The 18,624-nt window shown below is 61.3% G+C and carries 17 protein-coding genes; 12 read left to right on the forward strand and 5 right to left on the reverse strand.

Annotation, left to right across the window (positions count from 1 at the left end; genetic code table 11):
* Positions 1-38: 38 nt before the first annotated feature.
* The 10 genes from RLCC275e_RS32345 to RLCC275e_RS32390 all read left to right on the forward strand — a co-directional run bounded on the left by RLCC275e_RS32345 (position 39) and on the right by RLCC275e_RS32390 (position 12,214).
* Complete coding sequence (locus RLCC275e_RS32345) at positions 39-1,535, forward strand: sugar ABC transporter ATP-binding protein (RefSeq protein ID WP_033184152.1); 1,497 nt, start codon at positions 39-41, stop codon at positions 1,533-1,535.
* A gap of 18 nt (positions 1,536-1,553) precedes the next feature.
* Positions 1,554-2,594 (forward strand): ABC transporter permease, encoded by a 1,041-nt coding sequence (locus RLCC275e_RS32350; protein ID WP_033184151.1) that lies wholly within the window; start codon positions 1,554-1,556, stop codon positions 2,592-2,594.
* Positions 2,595-2,646: 52 nt separating this feature from the next.
* Positions 2,647-3,744, forward strand: coding sequence for an ABC transporter substrate-binding protein (locus RLCC275e_RS32355; RefSeq protein WP_029873594.1), 1,098 nt, complete (start codon positions 2,647-2,649; stop codon positions 3,742-3,744).
* A 95-nt stretch (positions 3,745-3,839) separates the two neighbouring features.
* Positions 3,840-4,178 carry a hypothetical protein gene (locus RLCC275e_RS32360; protein ID WP_029873593.1) on the forward strand — a complete coding sequence of 113 codons (339 nt, stop codon included), beginning with the start codon at positions 3,840-3,842 and terminating at the stop codon, positions 4,176-4,178.
* Between the two features lie 326 nt (positions 4,179-4,504).
* On the forward strand, positions 4,505-5,530 hold the full coding sequence (locus tag RLCC275e_RS32365; protein WP_029873592.1) for an ABC transporter substrate-binding protein: 1,026 nt from the start codon (positions 4,505-4,507) through the stop codon (positions 5,528-5,530).
* Between the two features lie 34 nt (positions 5,531-5,564).
* Positions 5,565-6,455: an ABC transporter permease gene (locus RLCC275e_RS32370; RefSeq protein ID WP_033184150.1), complete on the forward strand. Its 891-nt coding sequence runs from the start codon at positions 5,565-5,567 to the stop codon at positions 6,453-6,455.
* The gene (locus tag RLCC275e_RS32375) at positions 6,431-7,180 is read left to right on the forward strand and encodes an ABC transporter ATP-binding protein (RefSeq protein WP_033184149.1); all 750 of its coding nucleotides are present in this window, start codon (positions 6,431-6,433) and stop codon (positions 7,178-7,180) included. The genes RLCC275e_RS32370 and RLCC275e_RS32375 overlap by 25 nt, the downstream gene beginning before the upstream one ends.
* Before the next feature lie 37 nt (positions 7,181-7,217).
* A complete protein-coding gene (locus RLCC275e_RS32380) occupies positions 7,218-8,591 on the forward strand; it encodes an LLM class flavin-dependent oxidoreductase (RefSeq protein WP_033184148.1) in 1,374 nt (457 codons plus the stop codon).
* A 62-nt stretch (positions 8,592-8,653) separates the two neighbouring features.
* Positions 8,654-9,724 (forward strand): LLM class flavin-dependent oxidoreductase, encoded by a 1,071-nt coding sequence (locus RLCC275e_RS32385; RefSeq protein ID WP_033184147.1) that lies wholly within the window; start codon positions 8,654-8,656, stop codon positions 9,722-9,724.
* A 528-nt stretch (positions 9,725-10,252) separates the two neighbouring features.
* Complete coding sequence (locus tag RLCC275e_RS32390) at positions 10,253-12,214, forward strand: HAMP domain-containing methyl-accepting chemotaxis protein (protein ID WP_033184146.1); 1,962 nt, start codon at positions 10,253-10,255, stop codon at positions 12,212-12,214.
* Positions 12,215-12,304: 90 nt separating this feature from the next.
* Here RLCC275e_RS32390 and mctP read toward each other — a convergent pair whose 3' ends face one another.
* The 5 genes from mctP to RLCC275e_RS32415 all read right to left on the reverse strand — a co-directional run bounded on the left by mctP (position 12,305) and on the right by RLCC275e_RS32415 (position 16,851).
* Positions 12,305-13,780, reverse strand: a complete 1,476-nt coding sequence (gene mctP / locus RLCC275e_RS32395) for a monocarboxylate uptake permease MctP (protein WP_033184145.1) — start codon at positions 13,778-13,780, stop codon at positions 12,305-12,307.
* A complete protein-coding gene (locus RLCC275e_RS32400; protein ID WP_003555492.1) occupies positions 13,770-13,967 on the reverse strand; it encodes a DUF3311 domain-containing protein in 198 nt (65 codons plus the stop codon). The genes mctP and RLCC275e_RS32400 overlap by 11 nt, the downstream gene beginning before the upstream one ends.
* 272 nt (positions 13,968-14,239) lie before the next feature.
* Positions 14,240-14,884, reverse strand: coding sequence for a two-component system response regulator MctR (gene mctR, locus RLCC275e_RS32405; RefSeq protein ID WP_033184144.1), 645 nt, complete (start codon positions 14,882-14,884; stop codon positions 14,240-14,242).
* The gene (gene mctS / locus RLCC275e_RS32410) at positions 14,881-16,266 is read right to left on the reverse strand and encodes a two-component system sensor histidine kinase MctS (RefSeq protein WP_033184143.1); all 1,386 of its coding nucleotides are present in this window, start codon (positions 16,264-16,266) and stop codon (positions 14,881-14,883) included. The genes mctR and mctS overlap by 4 nt, the downstream gene beginning before the upstream one ends.
* A 120-nt stretch (positions 16,267-16,386) precedes the next feature.
* Positions 16,387-16,851: an Lrp/AsnC family transcriptional regulator gene (locus RLCC275e_RS32415; RefSeq protein ID WP_003555489.1), complete on the reverse strand. Its 465-nt coding sequence runs from the start codon at positions 16,849-16,851 to the stop codon at positions 16,387-16,389.
* Positions 16,852-17,014: 163 nt separating this feature from the next.
* Between RLCC275e_RS32415 and RLCC275e_RS32420 the strand changes: the two genes are divergently transcribed.
* Both RLCC275e_RS32420 and RLCC275e_RS32425 read left to right on the forward strand, forming a co-directional pair.
* Entirely contained in the window at positions 17,015-17,794 is a 780-nt protein-coding gene (locus tag RLCC275e_RS32420) for an ABC transporter ATP-binding protein (protein WP_033184142.1), read from the forward strand.
* 47 nt (positions 17,795-17,841) lie between these two features.
* On the forward strand, positions 17,842-18,615 hold the full coding sequence (locus tag RLCC275e_RS32425; protein WP_033184141.1) for a transporter substrate-binding domain-containing protein: 774 nt from the start codon (positions 17,842-17,844) through the stop codon (positions 18,613-18,615).
* The last annotated feature ends 9 nt before the right edge of the window (positions 18,616-18,624 follow it).

Here is an 18,624-nt window from a genome sequence, read left to right on the forward strand (position 1 = left end):
ATACATCCATGACAACCGCAGCTTTGGGAGGAGCCACAGTGGAAGCCAAGAGACTGCTGGAGTTCCAGTCGATCACCAAGAGTTTCGGCGGCACGCAAGCGCTGCGTGACGTCTCGATCGATCTGCGCGAGGGGGAAATTCTCGCGCTGCTCGGGGAAAACGGCGCCGGCAAATCGACGCTCATCAAGACGCTTGCGGGTATCTACAAGCCCGATACCGGCGACATCCTGTTTCGCGGCCAGAGCTACCATCATCGTCCCCCCAAGCCGAACGAGCGGCAGCCGGTTGCCTTCATCCACCAGGATCTCGGTTTGATCGAGTGGATGACGGTCGGCGAGAACATGGGTCTGTCGCAGGGCTTCTCGATGCGTCGCGGCCTGATCGATTGGAACAGGACGCAGGCGCGTGCCAAGGAAGCCTTGAAACTGGTCGGCTGCGACTTTGACCCCACGACGCGAGTCTCGGCGCTGTCGCGCACCGAAAAGTCGCTTGTCGCCATCGCCCGTGCACTTGCCGTCGAAGCTGACGTGCTGGTGCTCGACGAGCCGACGGCGAGCCTTCCCGCCGATGAAGTCGATCGGCTGTTCAATGCGATCCGTCCGTTGAAGGATCGCGGAGTCGGCATGATCTACGTTTCCCACAGGCTGGACGAAATCTTCCGGATTGCCGATCGGGTCGCCGTTCTGCGCGACGGATGCATGGTGGGACAGAAGCCCGTCAGCGAGACCACCCCCGAAGAGCTGGTGACGATGATCATCGGCCGCAGCGGCGACAGCCTCTTTTCCAAGACGGCGATCACGCCCGGCAAGGCGATCGTCGAGGTCCGCGATCTCGTCTGCGCCGGCACAGGCCCGATATCCTTCGATATCCGCGAGGGCGAGCTTCTGGGATTGGCTGGATTGCGCGGCGCCGGTCAGGAACGGATCGGCCGCGCCCTGTTCGGTTGCGAGCCCTTCGACGGCTCGGTTCTTCTGCATGACGAGGCCCCCGACCTTTCCAGCCCACGAGGGGCAATGGCGTCGGGCATCGGCTTGATTGCCCGTGACCGGACGGAGGAATCCGTGGCGCTCTCGCTGTCCATTCGGGAAAATACCTACCTCAATCCGGGAGCCGTCGGGCGTGGGCTCTTGTCCTTCCTGTCGCCGCGCGGCGAAGCCGACCTTGCCCATAAGATCGGCCATTCCGTCGGCCTGCGGCCGAACGATCCGGATCTGCCGGTGGAGGCCCTGTCGGGCGGCAACCAGCAGAAAGTGGTCGTCGGCCGCTGGCTGGCGACCGGCCGCAAGCTGCTGGTCGCCGAAGATCCGACCGCCGGCGTCGACATCGGGGCGCGTGCGGAGATCTACCGTCTGATCACCCAGGCGCTCGAGGCCGGTCTCGCGGTTGTCGTGGTGTCGACGGACTTCGAGGAAATCGCCCATATCTGCCACCGCGCGCTGGTCTTCTCGCGCGGGAAAATCGTCAGCGAACTGACTGGAAGCGCTCTGACGACGGAGGCGGTCATCACGGCCGCATCCGCATCGGAAGCCGCTTGAGCCATCGGGAGAACAGCCATGCAATCCATTGAATCCACGGCGCTGGAGCCGACCAAGAGCGAAATGGCCGGTCTGTCCACAGGACAGAAGATCGGACGCCTGATCCCGGTTTACGGGCTGGTGATCCTGACCGTCGGCCTGATCGTGATCTTCTCGATCCTTCTGCCCGATACGTTTCCGACCCTGTTGAATGTCCGCTCGATCGTGTCCGACAAGGCAATCATCGCGCTTCTATCATTGGCTGCGATGATCCCGATGGCGTCGGGTCGCATCGATCTGACCGTCGGTTATGGCATCGTGCTTTGGCACATTCTCGCCATCAGCCTGCAGACGGCTTACGGCCTGCCCTGGCCGGTCGCGGTCGTCATCGTGCTCGCGCTCGGTGTTCTGACCGGCTGCATCAACGGCCTGCTGGTCGAGGTTGCGAAAATCGACAGCTTCATCGCGACGCTCGGCACCGGAACGGTCCTCTACGCGCTTGCGCTCTGGCACACCGGCGGCCGACAGGTGGTCGGCGTCCTGCCTGATGCTTTCTATGCGCTGAACGGCACCACGCTGTTCGGCCTGCCGATCACCGGCTTCTACGTGCTCCTGATCGCCATCTGCATGTGGATCGTGCTCGAATACCTGCCGATCGGCCGTTACCTCTACGCCATCGGCGCCAATCCGAAGGCTGCGGCCCTCAATGGCATTCCGGTCCGCAAATTCGTGATCGGCGCATTCGTCACCTCGGGGCTGCTCGCGGCTCTGACCGGGGTTCTGCTCGCCTCGAAGCTGCGCATCGGCCAGGCGAGCGTCGGCCTCGAATATCTCCTGCCGGCGCTTGTCGGCGCGTTCCTCGGATCGACGACGATCAAGCCCGGACGGGTGAACGTCTGGGGCACCTTGATCGGCGTCATCATCCTGGCGGTCGGAATATCAGGAATTCAGCAATTCGGCGGATCGTTCTTCGTCGAACCGCTGTTCAACGGCGTCACCCTGCTGATTGCCATCGGCATAGCAGGCTACGCCCAGCGCAAGCGCGGAGCTGTGAGGAGGATCACACCCGCATCCAAATGAGGATGCCGGTTTACCCCCGGCATTTCACAACAAACAAAATGGAGGAGTGAACATGAAGCGCAGAACATTATTGCAGGCAACGGTCGCAACCGTCGCCGTTATGCTCAGCATGCCGGCATTGGCCGATTCGATGGCTGACGCCAAGGCCGTGGTCGAAAAGTATGCTTCCAAGGTGAGCGCCTGGGATGGCCCGACGAGCGGCCCCAAGGGCGCTGCCGGAAAGAACATCGTCATTCTGGCCGGTGATATGAAAAACGGCGGCATCCTCGGCGTGGTCAATGGCGTTCAGGAAGCGGCAGGCGCGCTCGGCTGGACGGTGAAGGCGCTTGACGGCGCCGGCTCGATCGGCGGGCGGACCGCGGCCTTCGGCCAGGCCATGGCGCTGAAGCCGGATGGCATCATCATCAACGGCTTTGACGCGGTCGAGCAGAAGCCGGCGATGGAAGCAGCCAAGGCTGCTGGTATTCCGATGGTTTCCTGGCACGCCGCCTCGGCCGTCGGTCCGGTTCCCGAAGTCGGCGTCTTCGCAAACGTGACCACCGACGCGATGGAAGTGTCGAAGTCCGCGGCGGACTGGGCCTTTGCCGATGCCGGCGGCAAGCCGGGCGTCATCATCTTTACCGACTCCACCTATGCGATCGCGATTGCCAAGGCCGATCGCATGAAGAAGGAGATCGAGGATCTCGGCGGTACGGTGCTCGAATATGTCGACACGCCGATCGCCGAAACCTCTCAGCGCATGCCGCAGCTCACTACGTCGCTTCTGCAGAAGTATGGCGCGAAGTGGACGCATTCGCTGGCGATCAACGACCTCTATTACGACTTCATGGGACCTTCGCTCGCCTCGGCCGGCATTGCCGGTGACGGAAAACCGGTGAACGTCGCAGCCGGCGACGGTTCGGAGAGCGCCTATCAGCGTATCCGCGCCAAGCAGTTCCAGGCTGTCACGGTCGCCGAGCCGCTCAACCTCCAGGGCTGGCAGCTCGTCGACGAATTGAACCGCGCCTTTGCGAAAGCTCCATGGTCCGGCTACGTGTCGCCGCTCCATGTGGTGACCAGCCAGAACGTCGAGTTTGACGGTGGACCGAAGAACAGCTTCGATCCCGACAACGGCTATCGCGATCAATACAAGAAAATCTGGGGTAAATAACCCTCTCAATCAGGGCGTATCGATCGATACGCCCTGATCCTACGACAGCCCGCCACCATCGATCCAGCTCCGGCGAGTTTTGGAAAAGAGAACCTATGATCATTCGTTATGCTTTGTTTGAAGGCGAAATCCATCCCGGTAAAGAAGGGGAATTCCGCGAATTCGTGCGGCAGCGGCTCGTCCCTCTCTGGACGAAATTTCCGGGCGCCGAGGAAATCCGGGTGCTGGACGGGATGGAGCGCGACGAAGGCGCCCCGATCTATGCCATGGCCTTGGCCATTCGTTATCCCGATATGGATGCGGTGAACGCGGCACTTCTCTCCGATGTGCGGTCGCAGAGCCGCGAGGTCACCGGCGAACTCCTGCAGCTCTTTACCGGCAAGGTGCACCATCACGTATTCGCGGCCAACGAATATGCACCGCATATTGCCTGACATAAGGCGATCCCGACGTCCGCGACGGCTTGGCGTCTGAGGGCGGTCGCTGCGGTCCGCTGCCCGGCCTTAAACAAAAGTAAGGGTTTGAACAAAGACCCGGAAAGCGCCCGCGGACGAACGTCCCAGGCGCTTTTTCATGTCGGGACGCGCCGAGCATCCTTCGGACGCGCTGGATGCGATCGTTCCGGTTGCCCGACTTTTGAGGACAATTTTCCCTCAGCGCCACTTTCATTAAACTAAATAGTCTATCGATTTAGTAGATTATATTCCATCTTACCGTGCATCGCTCCTGCAATCAGCAATCCGAAACGGGAAGATCGACGATGACATTGGCAAAGACATTCAAAATTGCGTTGTTCAGTCTGCTTGGTCTCAGTGCCATTCACGGTCCGGCGGCAGCCCAGGCAGAGGCTCCCCTGCTTCCCAAGGTGCCGCCGGGCACGGTGCTGACAATCGGCGATCCGGTCACCCAGAAAGCGCTCGAAGTGTCCGGCCTCGGCAAAGAGCTCAGTTTCGAGGTCAAATGGGCCAATATCAGCGGCGGGCCGCAGACGTCGGAAGCTTTCCGCGCCCACGCACTCGATGTCGGGTCGGTGGCCGAGATCCCTTCGATCTTCGCCAACTGGAACAATCTGCCCGTCCGCAACATCGCCTATCGCGAACGCCGTGACCCGATCGCCAATCCCATCTACCGCTTCGGCATCGCGCCAGGCGCGGCCGTCAAGACGCTCGCGGACTTCCGCGGCAAACGCATCGCCTTCAGCCCGGGTCAGGCACAGGGCACGCTCGTTCTGCGTGCCCTCCATGCCGCAGGGTTGAAGAGCGGCGACGTGACTCTGGTGGAGCTGCCGAGCACCAGTGACGTCTACCCGAAGGCATTGGCGAGCAAGCAGGTCGACATCGCGCCGCTCGGCGGCGTCTACATCAGGCGCTATATCACCCAATACGGGCCTGATGGGGCGACCCTCGTGGAACATGGCCTGCGCGACGATCCGAGCCATCTTTACGCGCCGCAATGGGTTCTGGACGATCCCGCCAAGGCGGCAGCTCTCGCCGAATATGTCGGCCTGTGGGCACGCGCCACTGAATGGGTGAACCGGAACCCGGACCTATGGATCAAGGAATATTACGTCGGTCAGCAGGGGTTGAGCCAGGAGGACGGGGAATATCTCGTCAAGTTGACCGGCGAACAGGTCGTTCCCAGCGATTGGAGCGAAGTGAAGAAGCGCCACCAGGAAACCATCGACCTGCTGGCAGACGAGCTCGGCTACAAGCCGCTCAATGTGGAGCAGATTTTCGACAATCGCTTCGAGAAGCTCGGCGCCGCGGCTTTGGCCAAGAGCCAGTAACGCTCGACACCCCTTCGGAGAGGAGATTTGAAGCATGGCAACCACTTGGGATGCAGATGAGGCGAAACTGTCGCGGTCGTCCGGCGGTAGAATTGTGCGGGCAGGTTCTCGCCTCGTAAAACCGGCTGGCTCCGCTGGCCCCCGAGCCCGGCGCAGGCTGGGTCCTGGACCCGCGATCCCTTTCGGGTTGCAGATCGGGCCGGTATTGCTCGTCTTGACCTGGGTCGTCGGCTCGGCGCTCGGATGGATCGATCCGCGGATCCTGTCGGCGCCGTGGACGGTGGTCGAGGCTTTCGTAAGGCTGATCGAGCAGGGTCGCCTGCAGGACAATTTCGTGACGTCAGCGACACGTGCCCTGCTCGGCCTTAGCATCGGATTGCTGATCGGTACGGTCCTCGCCGTTATCGCCGGTCTTTCCCGGATCGGCGAAGCCCTGATCGACGGGCCGGTGCAGATCAAGCGTGCGATACCGACACTGGCCCTGATCCCCTTGCTGATCCTGTGGTTCGGCATCGGCGAGAGCATGAAGGTTACGACCATCGCGCTTGCCGTGATCGTGCCGATTTACATCCACACCCACAATGCGCTCCGCAGCATCGACAGCCGTTATGTCGAGCTGGCCGAGACCCTGCGGATGAGCCAGAAGGACTTCATCCTTCAGGTGGTGCTGCCGGGTGCTTTGCCGGGTTTCCTTCTGGGTCTGCGGTTTGCCGTCACTCTCTGCTGGGTTTCTCTCGTCGTGGTCGAGCAGATCAACGCCACCAGCGGGCTCGGTTACATGATCGATCTTGCCCGAAATTACGGGCAGACCGACGTCATTCTCGTCGGCCTGGTGGTCTATGTGCTGCTCGGTCTCGTTTCGGACGGTCTCGTCCGCCTGCTTGAACGGAGGGCCCTCTCATGGCGCCGCACCCTGGCAAACTGAAGCCTGCAAACAAAGCCGTCCACGTGCGAAACCTCGCACGGCGGTTTGCGACGAAGACGATCCTCGACGGCGTCGACCTCGATATCGAGGAAGGCGAGTTCGTTGCCCTGCTCGGCCGCAGCGGCTCCGGCAAAAGCACGTTCCTCAGGGCTCTTGCCGGTCTCGATCACGGTGTCGAGGGAACCGGCACACTGGAGACGCCGGAGAGCCTTTCGGTGGTTTTCCAGGACGCCCGCCTGCTGCCGTGGCGCACCGTCATCGAGAACGTCACGCTCGGCTTGGCCGGCGCCTCCGGCCAGGAGGCCGGACGGAAGGCTTTGGCGGAGGTAGGACTTGCAGGCCGGGAAACGGCGTGGCCGAACCAGCTTTCGGGTGGCGAGCAGCAGAGGGTCGCGCTTGCCCGTTCGCTGGTGCGCGAGCCGGCCCTGCTTCTTGCCGACGAGCCGTTCGGCGCGCTCGATGCGCTGACCCGGCTGAAAATGCACGATCTGCTGCGGGAGTTGTGCGCAAGACACCGTCCTGCCGTGCTGCTCGTCACCCACGACGTCGACGAGGCGATTTCCTTGGCCGACCGCATACTGGTCCTCGACGAAGGGCGCCTTATCGAGGATCTCAAGATCGATCTGCCGACGCCGCGGGATCACGGCGATCCGCGCTTTGCGCAATTCCGGATCCACCTTCTCAGCCGGCTCGGGGTCGAGCTTGCGGGCCGCAAGGCCGCCTGACATCAGCAACCGTTCAATTTGATCTGGGGATAAGCCAATGAGCACATCGAAAAGGCAAATGCGGCTTGGCGCATTCATCATGGCGACCGGCCATCATATCGCTGCCTGGCGCCATCCCGAGGCGCAGGCCGATGCCGGCCTCAATATCGATCATTACCGGGAGCTCGCGCAGACCGCCGAACGCGGCAAATTCGATCTCGTCTTCGTCGCCGACAGTCCGGCTGGATGGGACCGTGCCAAGGACCCGGAAGCGCTTCGCCGCACCGCCCAGGGCGCCCATTTCGAGCCGCTGACCCTCTGGGCTGCCCTCTCGCAGGTGACCAAACATATCGGCTTCGTCGCCACGGCATCGACGACCTACGAGGACCCCTACCTGCTGGCCCGCAGGTTCGCCTCGCTGGACTATATCTCCAAGGGCCGCGCCGCATGGAACGTCGTCACGACGGGCGCGGATGTTTCGAAGAACTTTTCCATATCGGGCCATCCCGCCCATGCCGATCGTTATGAGCGGGCCGAGGAATTCGTCGACCTGGTGAAGGGTTTGTGGGATTCCTATGAGGACGACGCCTTTATCCGCGACAAGGAAAGCGGCGTCTATCTCGATCCTGACAAGGTGCATCTCGTCGATCACAAGGGCAAGTTCTTCTCGGTGGCCGGTCCGCTCAACGTTGGCCGTCCGGTTCAGGGCTATCCTGTCATCGTGCAGGCCGGCGCATCGGAACCGGGGCGCGAACTTGCCGCCCGCACGGCCGAGATGATCTTTACCGCCAACCAGACCTTCGAGGATGCGCAGGAATTCTATTCCGACGTCAAAGGACGGCTCGACCGCTACGGACGCCGGCCGGATCAACTGCTGATCAGTCCCGGCATATTCCCTGTTCTCGGCGGGACGGAAGCGGAAGCCCAGGCAAACTACGACCATATCCAATCGCTGGTTCATCCCTCCATCGCCTGGAATATCCTTGCCCGCCACTACAAGGGCGTCGACCTTTCCGGCTACTCGCTGGATGATCCCGCCCCTCCCTTGCCTGAAAATACCGAACTCAACAAAAGCCGCCTCAAGCTGGTTTCCGATCTGGTATCGCGCAACAATCTGACGCTGCGCCAGTTCTATCTGGCGGTCGCCACCGCTCGCGGCCATCGGACGGTGGTCGGGACACCCGAGCAGATCGCCGATGCGATGCAGAGCTGGTTCGAGAACGGTGCTGCCGACGCCTTCAACATCATGCCGCCGATCCTGCCCACCGCCTTGACCGATTTCGTCGATCAGGTCGTCCCGATCCTGCGCAAGCGCGGTCTGTTCCGGCACGAATACGAAGGCACGACGCTGCGGGAGAACCTTGGCCTCCAACGTCCGCCGAATGGCTTTGTGGTTCAGGCGGGGCAGCAGCAGGTGCAGGCGGCCGTATGATCTCTTGAGGGGGCTTCCCTCCCCTCGGTTTGTTCCAATTACACACAGAACCGCAGCATCGCATGAGCAATAATTCCGAATTTCTCTGGTATATTCCGAACGACGTCAAAGCCGGCCATCGCGGCGATTCCGCCGTCGAGAACCACAACAGCCTGGATACGCTGACCAGCCACGCAAGGGCGCTGGAGGAGCATGGCTGGAAGGGGGCGCTCATCGGCACCGGTTGGGGTCGCCCCGACACGTTTACCGTCGCGGCCTCGCTCGCCGCGCGGACCACCACTTTCGAGCCGCTCATTGCGATCCGTCCAGGCTATTGGCGACCGGCGAACTTCGCTTCCGCGGCGGCGACGCTGGACCATCTGACGGGCGGCCGCGTGCGGATCAACATCGTGTCGGGCAAGGACAACCTGTCTGCCTACGGCGACAGCGAGGGCGATCAAGCACACCGCTATGCCAGGACCAAGGAGTTCATGCGGCTGGTCCGCAGACTGTGGACCGAAGACAACGTCACATCCGCGGGCGAGAATTTCCGCGTTGCTGAATCCACCGTGGTGCCGCGCATCCAGGTCCGCGGCGACCGTCGGCACCCCAAATTCTATTTTGGCGGCGCTTCGGAGGCGGCCGAACGGGTGGCCGCCACCGAGGCCGATGTCCAGCTCTTCTGGGGCGAGCCGCTCGACGGTGCCCGCGAACGAATCGCGCGGCTCAAGGCGTTGAGCAGGGAACTGGACCGCGACCTCCCGCCGCTGGAATTCGGACTGCGGATAACGACGCTGGTCCGCGACACCACCGAACAGGCCTGGGCCGATGCCGAGGCGAAGGTCGCCGAGATGGCCAGAAGCAAGGGCACCGGCTGGCACGATCACCAGCGCGCGCTCGCCGTCGGCCAGCAGCGGCTGCTCGATCTGCATGAGCGCGGCGACGTCCTCGACGACAACCTCTATACCGCGCCGGGCAAGTTCGGCGGCGGCGGAGCCGGCACCACATGGCTGGTCGGTTCGGCTGAAGACGTCGCCCGTTCGCTGCGCAAATATGAGGATCTCGGCATCACCCACTTCGTGCTGTCCGACACGCCCTATCTCTCCGAAATCAAGCGGCAGGGCGATCAGCTTCTTCCGCTGCTACGCGGCTGAAGGCGGAAGCGCCAACGCTCCGGCACCGCAGCTGCAATTCATGCCGATTGCCGAGACCTTTCGGCAAATCACTACCCCGATGCCAGGACGGCGTCGCGTAGTCGTAGGCAAGCCGCAAAGCCTTGTTGCGCAGGGGAGTCCGAGGATTTCGCAACTACCGGGAGAGCGCTCATCAAATTGTCTGTCCGAAAAGCGCAAATGCTATCCGGATATGGCGATATGCTATGCTCCGTCGGCTCCGTTTACACTCTCTAAAATATATTACTCTAATTTTTTAGATATCGGGGCGACGTTCTTTGAGGACCGTCACCTCCGCCATGATGGCGGGTCAGGCACCCGAATTTCGCATGAAAATCGGCTTTTATTGCTTTGACGGAAGTCCCGTATCTCAGGCGCGATTCCGGGCACAGGGGTGCCTGTCGGATGCACTCGGAGACACCGAGGCTCTGTATTCGAACGAGATATGACAAGCAATCCTGGCTGCCGAGACATCCTTCCAACAAACCTCACCGCGAGGGGAGAGTGCATATGAAGAATATCATGAGTTTCGGGGTTGTGGCGCGCCTGGCGCTTGGCTTCAGCGTTCTCCTTTTGCTGATGGTCGGCCTGACCATCTATTCGACGGAAAAAGTTGCGCAGATCAATGATAAGCTTGGAACCATCAACGACGTCAACAGCGTGAAGCAGCGGTTTGCCATCAACTATCGCGGCAGCGTGCATGATCGGGCAATCGCCATCCGCGACGTCACTCTGGTGACGTCTGCCGATGAACGGAAGGCCGCCGAGGCATTGATCGAAAAGCTGGCAGCGTCCTACGCCGAGAATGAAAAGCGCATGGCGGATATGGTTGCATCTCCGGCCGGTGCGACGGAACAGGAAAAGACCATTCTCGGTGAGATTGCAGACATCCAGGCGAAGACCAATCCTTTGGTCGCCCAGATCATTGCGCTGCAGGAGAAGGGCGACGGCGAGGCCGCCCGCAAGATCCTGCTCGAACAGGCGCGGCCGGCCTTCGTTGCCTGGCTTGGCGCCATCAACAAATTCATCGACTACCAGGAAGCGCTGAACAAATCGATCGGCGGCGAGGTGCGTAGCACGGCGAGCGGCTTCAAGCCATTGGCCCTGACCGCGCTTGGCATTGCCGCTGTTCTTTCACTGGTTGCCGCCGCCGTGACAGCACGCACGATCGTCGGCCCGCTGACAAAACTTCAGCTTTCGCTGAAAGCGATGGCGGACGGCAATCTTAACGGTGATCGCCGCCTCGAAGCGCGAGGCGACGAGATCGGCAAGCTCGCACGGGCCGTGGCCGGGCTGCGCGACGCAATTTCGGCAAAGGCCGAACGGGAAGCCGACGCCGAGGCGAAGCGAGCCGTGTCGGAGCGGCATCGGCTCGAGCAGGATGCCGATGAACGCCGTACGCTCGCCGAGCAGACGGACAAGGCTGTCGGCCAGCTTGGCGACGCGCTGCAGGCGCTGGCTGATGGCGACCTTACACAGCAGATCGGCACTCCGTTCATTCCGTCCCTGGAAAAGCTCAGAGCCGACTTCAATTCCGCGGTCGAAAAGCTCCGTGCCGCCATGCAGAAGGTTGCTCAGAACGCCAGCGCCATCGCGGGCGGTGCACAGGAGATCCGCTCTGCCTCGGACGATCTCGCCAAGCGGACCGAACAGCAGGCAGCCTCCGTCGAGGAAACCGCCGCTGCTCTGGAAGAGATTACGACCACCGTTGCCGACTCGAGCAACAAGGCTCAGGAAGCCGGCCAGCTCGTTCGCAAAACCAAGGACAGCGCGGAGCGCTCTGGCAGCGTCGTTCGGGATGCGGTCGACGCCATGGGCAAGATCGAATCCTCCGCCACCGAAATCGGCAGCATCATCGGCGTTATCGATGAAATCGCGTTCCAGACCAATCTGCTGGCGCTGAATGCCGGCGTCGAAGCCGCCCGTGCCGGTGACGCAGGCAAGGGCTTTGCCGTCGTGGCTCAGGAAGTGCGTGAATTGGCGCAACGTTCTGCCAAGGCGGCAAAAGAAATCAAGGAACTGATCAACGCTTCGAATGGCCACGTCAAAAGCGGCGTTGCCCTGGTTGGCGAGACCGGAAAGGCGCTGAAGGAGATTGCCGAGCAGGTACAGCAGGTCGACGGCAATGTGGGCGCCATCGTCGGCGCTTCGCAAGAGCAGGCGACCGGGCTGAAAGAGATTAATACCGCCGTCAACAGGATGGATCAGGGCACACAGCAGAACGCCGCCATGGTTGAAGAAGCCACAGCGGCGGCTCATAACCTTGCCAAGGAAGCCGACGCGCTGTTCCAGCTGCTGGGCCAGTTCAACATTGGCGGAGCGGTGGCACCGAAGCGCGTATCGCCGCCCGCTGCCGCAGCGCCTCGTGCTCAACCGGCGCCCTCGCCTGCGCGCCAGATGATTGCCAAGGTAGGTAAGTCGTTCCAGACGAATGGGAATGCGGCATTGGCCGGCGATTGGGAAGAGTTTTAAGTCGCTCTGATCTCTTTCCGGCTGATACTGGAAAGCAAAGCCGTATGATTCGTGCGAAGGGCAGCGTTTGCTGCCCTTCGCATTTGAATCTTATGCCCGGGCCGGAGCCTTGGCCGGAAGCAAGGCGTTGACCACGACCGCAACCGCGATGTTGGCCGCAAGCGCCAGCAGTCCGGTGTAGACGGTGAAGGGCTCGCCGCCGAGGCTGATCAGATGCAGAGGCTTCCAACCGGCATCCCAGACGAGGAAAGTACCGCCGCCAAAGCCGACGAACCAGCCGGCAAGCAGACCGGGTGCGCGGAACCAGTTGGTATAGAGACCGAAGACCAGGGCCGGAAGCGTCTGCAGGATCCAGATGCCGCCGAGCAGCTGCAGGTCGAGTGCGAATTGCGTCGGCAGGAAGATGATGACGAGAAGCGCACCGATCTTCACCACGAGCGAGGTGATCTTTGCGACCTTCGCCTCGCCTGCATCGCTGACGTCAGGATCGACATAGGCTTTCCAGAAATTGCGGGTGAAGAGATTGGCGGCGCCGATGCTCATCACCGCTGCAGGCACCAGCGCACCGATGGCGATCGCCGCAAAGGCAAAACCTGAGAACCAGCCTGAAAACAGCGTTTTGAACAGCGTCGGAACAACGTCATTGGCGCTGTCGAGCTTCAGGTTGGCGGCATGCCCCATATAGCCGAGCAGCGCCAGAAGGCCAAGCAGCAGCGTATAGGCGGGCAACATGATCGCATTCTTGCGGATCGTTTTGCCGCTGTTGGAGGCAAAGATGCCGGTCAGCGTATGCGGATACATGAAGGCCGCGAGCGCCGAACCCAAGGCGAGCGTGGCATAGGCGACATACTGATTGCCACCGAGCAGCAGGTTGCCGGAACCCTTGGCCTGGAAAGCCGCATCGGCCGAGGCAAAGACATTCGCGTAGCCTCCGAGCTTCGACGGGATCAGTGCGACGGCGGCGATCACGACGATATAGATCATGATGTCCTTGACGAAGGCAATCAGCGCCGGCGCGCGAAGGCCCGCGGAGTAGGTGTAGAGCGCCAGCACGATGAAGGCGATCGCCAGCGGCAATTCGCCATGCAGCCCGAGCGCCTTCAGCACCGCCGTCATGCCGACGAGCTGGAGGGCAATATAGGGCATGGTGGCGATGACGCCTGTTGCCGCCACGGCAAGTTCGAGGCCGCGTGATCCATATTGACCGTGGACGACATCGCCAGCCGTCACATAGCCGAAATCCTTGGCGCGTTTCCACAGCACAGGCATGACCATGAAGACGAAGGGATAGACGACGATGGTGTAGGGCAGCGCGAAGAAGCCGTAGGCGCCGACCGTGTAGACCAGCGCAGGGACGGCGATCACGGTGTAGGCGGTATAGAAATCGCCGCCGACCAGGAACCAGGTGATCCAGGTGCCGAAGTTGCGTCCGCCGAGGCCCCATTCGTCTATACTCGCCAGCGTTTCCGGCTTACGCCAACGAGAGGCGACGAAGCCCATGACGGTGACGAGAACGAAGAAGAACAGGAAGACGGCGAGCGCCGTGCCGTTGATGTCAGTCGTCATGGCGAGTGCTCCTGTAGGCGATCCAGGTCAGCGCTGCGGTGATCGGCACCCAGAGAAGCTGATACCAATAGAAGAAGGGAAAGCCGAAAAGAGATGGCTCGCGGACATTGTAGAATGGTGGCCAGAGCAGACCTAGATAGGGAATGACAAGCAGCCAGAGCGCTGCCTTGCTACGTGGTTTTTCCATGTCGGGATACCTTTCAGGCGCCGCGGGCGGCGGTCGCCATGTTCCAGTTGTCGGCGTGGAAGGCAGGTCTGTCAGCCGGCGGCCGCGGCAGGCCCGGCTCGGGTCGCTCGAGGTTTTCCGACCGATCGGAAGCTGATGTAACGCATGTGAATTCCTCCCAACGGCTCGCACTTGGCCAGCCGTGGATGGAGTCCTATGGCGTTGGTTTTGTCCTCACAAGATGGGCGCGGCGCTGAAATACCGGAGCCTACCCAGAAGTGGGTAGACGCGATTTATCCGATTTTCGAGACGATACCGTGATCGAGCGCGTAGCGGATGAGGCCTGCCGTGGTCGTGATGCCGAGCTTCCTCTTGAGGTTCTTGCGATGGGTTTCCGCCGTGGCGGATGTGATCCCGAGCGTTTCGGCGATCTGCTTGTTGCTCCTGCCGGCAACGATCAGCCCGAGAATGTCGCGTTCGCGCGGGGTAAGGGGGGCGCTACCCTCCTCCGCCCGTTCGCCCATCAGCGCGTCGAAGACGCCGGACGAGAAATATGTCCCCCCGCCCGCCACGGTCTCGATGGCCGAGACGATCTCGTCGGTCGAAACGTCTTTCAGGATGTAACCGGCAGCGCCGTGCATGACCGAGGAGGAAATATACTCGCGGCTGTCATGCATGGAGAGCATCACCACCCGCGCCTCGGGAAGTTCGTTCCTGAACAACTCGATCGCATCGATGCCGCTCAGCTTCGGCATGTTGATGTCCATCAGCACGACCTGCGGCAGGACCTGCCGGCCGATCTCGAGCCCCGTTTGCGCGAGCCCGGCCGTGCCGGCAACTTCGATATGGTCGAATGTCTCGAGCACGGCCTTCAATCCGTCCAGCACGAGCGGGTGGTTGTCGATCAAGAGCACCCTGATTTTCGGGCGTTCCGTCATGCAGCTTCTGCCTGCTTGCCGGCGGGGAGATTGGCCGATTTCGGCAGCATTGCCGTCAGCGTCGTGCCGGTCTCGCTGCTGTTGATCAGCAACAGGCCGCGGAAGTGGGCCATCCGCTCCTGCATGTTGCGCAGGCCGAGACCTGATCTGCCGGACAGGCCGTCCTTGGCGCCGTCGAAGCCAGTGCCATTGTCGGTGACGGTCATGCGGGCGCGGCCGCCGTCGCTCCAGAGCTTGACCGCAAGCTTGGAGGCGCCCGAGTGGCGTTCGACATTGTTGAACGCTTCCTGCGCGACGCGATAAAGCGCTGTATTGGCTTCGGGCTTCAGCGTGTCGGTGAAGCTTGAGGCGTCGATCTTCGTCTCGATCCCCGTCCGCTCGGCAAAGTGATAGCAGAGTGCCTCCAGTGCGGCCGTCAGGCCGAGGTCGTCGAGCACGCGCGGGCGCAGATCGTGCGACAGCCGTCTGATTTCCTTGATGGCGCCGTTCAGCGCCTCCACACCGCGGTCGATCGTCAGCGCCGCATCGTCGACATTGGTCCTCACCTTGCGGCCGGCAAGATCCATCGCATAACGGACGCCGACGAGATTTTGGGAAATGCCGTCATGCAGCTCGCGAGCAAGCCGTGCGCGCTCCTCTTCCTGGGTATCGATGACCCGTTGCGTCAGCGCCTTGAGCCGGCTGTCGGCCATGCGGCGCTCATGGAACGTCAGCAGCATGCAGGTGGTGAAAACGACGAGCACCGAAGGCACGGCGATCAGTGCGACGATGATGAAGGTCCGCTTTATGTTGGCGCGCATGCCGGCGTTGGCGGCGGCACTTTGGGCAAAGACGTCATCCAGATATACCCCGGTGCCCACGACCCAGTGCCATTTGTCGAGGCTGACGACGAAGGAGAGCTTGTCGGCGATCTGTCCGGTCGATGGTTTCTGCCATTTGTACTGATGCAGGCCCCCGCCCGCTCTTGCCGTGGCGATCAGTTCGGCAATGACCTTATCGCCATCCGGATCGGTAAGGTCGAGCCAATTATGCCCATGGCGGAAACTCTGGCGAGGATGGACGATGTTGTTGCCGTCGTAATCGTAGACAAAGAAATATCCGTCCTTGCCGTAGTCGAGCGAAGTCAGGATCGCCGCCACCTTTTGCTTGGCGGCTTCGTCGTCGGAAGCGGCATTGTCATAGATCGTCTGGATGGCGGAAAGGGCAAGGTTGGTCAGATTGAGGATCTCGGCTTCCTTGGTCTTCAGCATGTTCTGCTCGAACGTGTCGATGCTGTTCTTGGCGAGGTTTGCCGATTGCCATGTGATGAAGGTGGTGATCGCAAGGATCGAAATGACGAGCGGAACGATCGCCAATGCGATGATCTGGTGTCGTAACGTCAACGATCATTCCTCCCGAGAATTTGCGCCCGGAATTATGCCCTTTGTCAAATGCGAGTCCAGCGGCTTGTCGGTGCCCGATACCTGGCGGCCGGAACCACTGCCGCCGGGGCATGGCGTGCGCTAGTCCAGGGGCACGAACAGGCCGAGCTTGACGTCCCGCAGCACCACATTCGTGTGCATGCGGCGGATCTGCGGATTGTCAGCCATGATCAGTGCGGCGATGTCGTCATAATGCTCGACGTCGCGGGCGGTGACGATCGCGATCAGATCGACCGCACCAGTGACATAATAGACCTGCTGGATGTGATCCTGCTTTTCCGCCCAGAGGCGGAACTTCGCCAACGCGTCGTAATTGTCCCGCTCGATCTCCATCCCGACGATGAACACCATCGCTGTGCCCGTCGCCTTGCGGTCGACGACGGCCACCTCCGCCTTGATGATCCCTTCCTCGCGCAGCCGCTTCAACCGCCTCTGCACGGCCGAGACCGACAGTCCGATCCGTTCGGCAATCGTTTCGGCTTTCAGCTGGCAGTCGCGCTGAACGATATCGAGAATGTCACGGTCAAAACGATCCAGCTGTTCCATTGTCCAATCCTAGTTCTCGCCGCAGCAACTCGCGCATTCTGCCGTACTTGCCGCACGAAGAAGATTATTTTGCATAAAATATGCAGAATAGATGAAAACTGCGCGAAAAAACCGCGTTATTTTGTCATTATCCTTCGCAAATTCAATTCACCCGGAACCATGCATGCCAGATCAACCCTTTCCTGCTCTTCGCGTCGATGATCTCCATAAAAGCTTCGGCCCGCAACAGGTTCTCAAGGGTATCTCGACGCAGGCCGAGAAGTCCGATGTGATTTCTATCATCGGTTCGTCGGGCTCCGGCAAGAGCACCTTTCTCAGGTGCATCAATTTCCTGGAAACGCCGGATCGTGGCCGCATTGCCGTGAACGGCGAGGAGATCGCGCTGAAGATGGGGCGGGGCGGGCGGCTGCAGCCGCGCAGCTGGCGGCAGATAGAACGGATACGGACCGGACTGGGGATGGTCTTCCAGAGTTTCAATCTCTGGGCTCATCGGACGGTGCTGGAAAACGTCATCGAGGCGCCGGTGCACGTCATGGGCATTTCGCGGCGCGAGGCTATCGAAAAGGCCGAGGCCCTGCTCCACAAGGTCGGGCTCTTCGATAAACGCGATGCCTATCCTGCGTTCCTCTCCGGCGGTCAACAACAGCGCGCGGCGATTGCCAGGGCGCTGTGCGTCGACCCTGATGTCATGCTGTTCGACGAGCCGACATCGGCGCTTGATCCGGAACTGGTCGGCGAGGTCCTGAAGGTCATCCGCGATCTCGCAGAAGAAGGCCGGACCATGCTGATCGTCACGCATGAGATGCGCTTCGCGCGCGATGTCTCCAGCCGTGTTCTCTTCCTGCATCAGGGACGGATCGAGGAAGAAGGCCCGCCGGAACAGATATTCGGGGCGCCCGTCAGCGCCCGCTGCCGGGAATTCACCGGCCTCAGCGCCCACTGATGCACTCCGGGCTCTCATCGACAACACAAACCAGGAGAATCCTGCGAATGAAACTGCTCCCCACGCTTTTTGCCGGCGCGGCACTCGTGCTTTCCGCCGTCACCGCACAGGCCGAAGTCCGCTTCGGCGTTATGAACGAATCCTATCCGCCCTTCTTCGCCAAGGACGCCTCCGGCCAATGGCAGGGATGGGAGATCGACCTGATGAACGCTGTGTGCGAGCAGATGAAGGAAAAATGCTCGATCGTCGAGATTTCCTGGGATGGTCTCATTCCGGCCCTCCAGAGCAAGAAGTTCGACGTGATCTGGTCGTCGATGTCGAACACCGCGGAACGCTCAAAGGTGATCGACTTCACCGATAAATATTACAACACGCCGAGCACGTTGATCGGTCCCAAGGACCAGAAGCCGGGCGTCACTGCCGAGGACGTGAAAGGCAAGACCATCGGCATCCAGGTGTCGACGATCCAGTCGGAATATTACAAGAAGTATTTCGCCGAGGCTGCCGAGGAAAAGACCTACCAGACGCTCGACGAGGCGTTCCAGGATCTCGCCTCCGGCCGTATCGACTATGTCTTCGGCGATTCACTGGCGCTTGACGCTTTCCTGAAAAGCGATGGCGGCAAGGATTGCTGCGCCAAGATGGGCGACGTTGCCGACGACAAGGAGATTCTCGGCGCCGGCGTCTCGGGCGGTCTGCGCAAGGAAGACACTGAGCTGAAGGCCAAGCTAAATACGGCGATCGCCGCTGTCCGCGCCAGTGGCCAGTATGACGCCATCAACAAGAAATACTTCGATTTCGACATCTACGGCGCAAAGTAAGCAGCCGGA

Source organism: Rhizobium brockwellii, assembly GCF_000769405.2.
GTDB classification, from domain to species: domain Bacteria; phylum Pseudomonadota; class Alphaproteobacteria; order Rhizobiales; family Rhizobiaceae; genus Rhizobium; species Rhizobium brockwellii.

What these genes read in the sequence shown, in the direction of transcription:
- RLCC275e_RS32350 (WP_033184151.1), top strand. Translation starts at nt 1,554, where the DNA reads ATGCAATCCATTGAATCCACGGCGCTGGAGCCGACCAAGAGCGAAATG.
- RLCC275e_RS32355 (WP_029873594.1), top strand. Translation starts at nt 2,647, where the DNA reads ATGAAGCGCAGAACATTATTGCAGGCAACGGTCGCAACCGTCGCCGTT.
- RLCC275e_RS32360 (WP_029873593.1), top strand. Translation starts at nt 3,840, where the DNA reads ATGATCATTCGTTATGCTTTGTTTGAAGGCGAAATCCATCCCGGTAAA.
- RLCC275e_RS32365 (WP_029873592.1), top strand. Translation starts at nt 4,505, where the DNA reads ATGACATTGGCAAAGACATTCAAAATTGCGTTGTTCAGTCTGCTTGGT.
- RLCC275e_RS32370 (WP_033184150.1), top strand. Translation starts at nt 5,565, where the DNA reads ATGGCAACCACTTGGGATGCAGATGAGGCGAAACTGTCGCGGTCGTCC.
- RLCC275e_RS32375 (WP_033184149.1), top strand. Translation starts at nt 6,431, where the DNA reads ATGGCGCCGCACCCTGGCAAACTGAAGCCTGCAAACAAAGCCGTCCAC.
- RLCC275e_RS32380 (WP_033184148.1), top strand. Translation starts at nt 7,218, where the DNA reads ATGAGCACATCGAAAAGGCAAATGCGGCTTGGCGCATTCATCATGGCG.
- RLCC275e_RS32385 (WP_033184147.1), top strand. Translation starts at nt 8,654, where the DNA reads ATGAGCAATAATTCCGAATTTCTCTGGTATATTCCGAACGACGTCAAA.
- RLCC275e_RS32390 (WP_033184146.1), top strand. Translation starts at nt 10,253, where the DNA reads ATGAAGAATATCATGAGTTTCGGGGTTGTGGCGCGCCTGGCGCTTGGC.
- mctP (WP_033184145.1), bottom strand. Translation starts at nt 13,780, where the DNA reads ATGACGACTGACATCAACGGCACGGCGCTCGCCGTCTTCCTGTTCTTC.
- RLCC275e_RS32400 (WP_003555492.1), bottom strand. Translation starts at nt 13,967, where the DNA reads ATGGAAAAACCACGTAGCAAGGCAGCGCTCTGGCTGCTTGTCATTCCC.
- mctR (WP_033184144.1), bottom strand. Translation starts at nt 14,884, where the DNA reads ATGACGGAACGCCCGAAAATCAGGGTGCTCTTGATCGACAACCACCCG.
- RLCC275e_RS32415 (WP_003555489.1), bottom strand. Translation starts at nt 16,851, where the DNA reads ATGGAACAGCTGGATCGTTTTGACCGTGACATTCTCGATATCGTTCAG.
- RLCC275e_RS32420 (WP_033184142.1), top strand. Translation starts at nt 17,015, where the DNA reads ATGCCAGATCAACCCTTTCCTGCTCTTCGCGTCGATGATCTCCATAAA.
- RLCC275e_RS32425 (WP_033184141.1), top strand. Translation starts at nt 17,842, where the DNA reads ATGAAACTGCTCCCCACGCTTTTTGCCGGCGCGGCACTCGTGCTTTCC.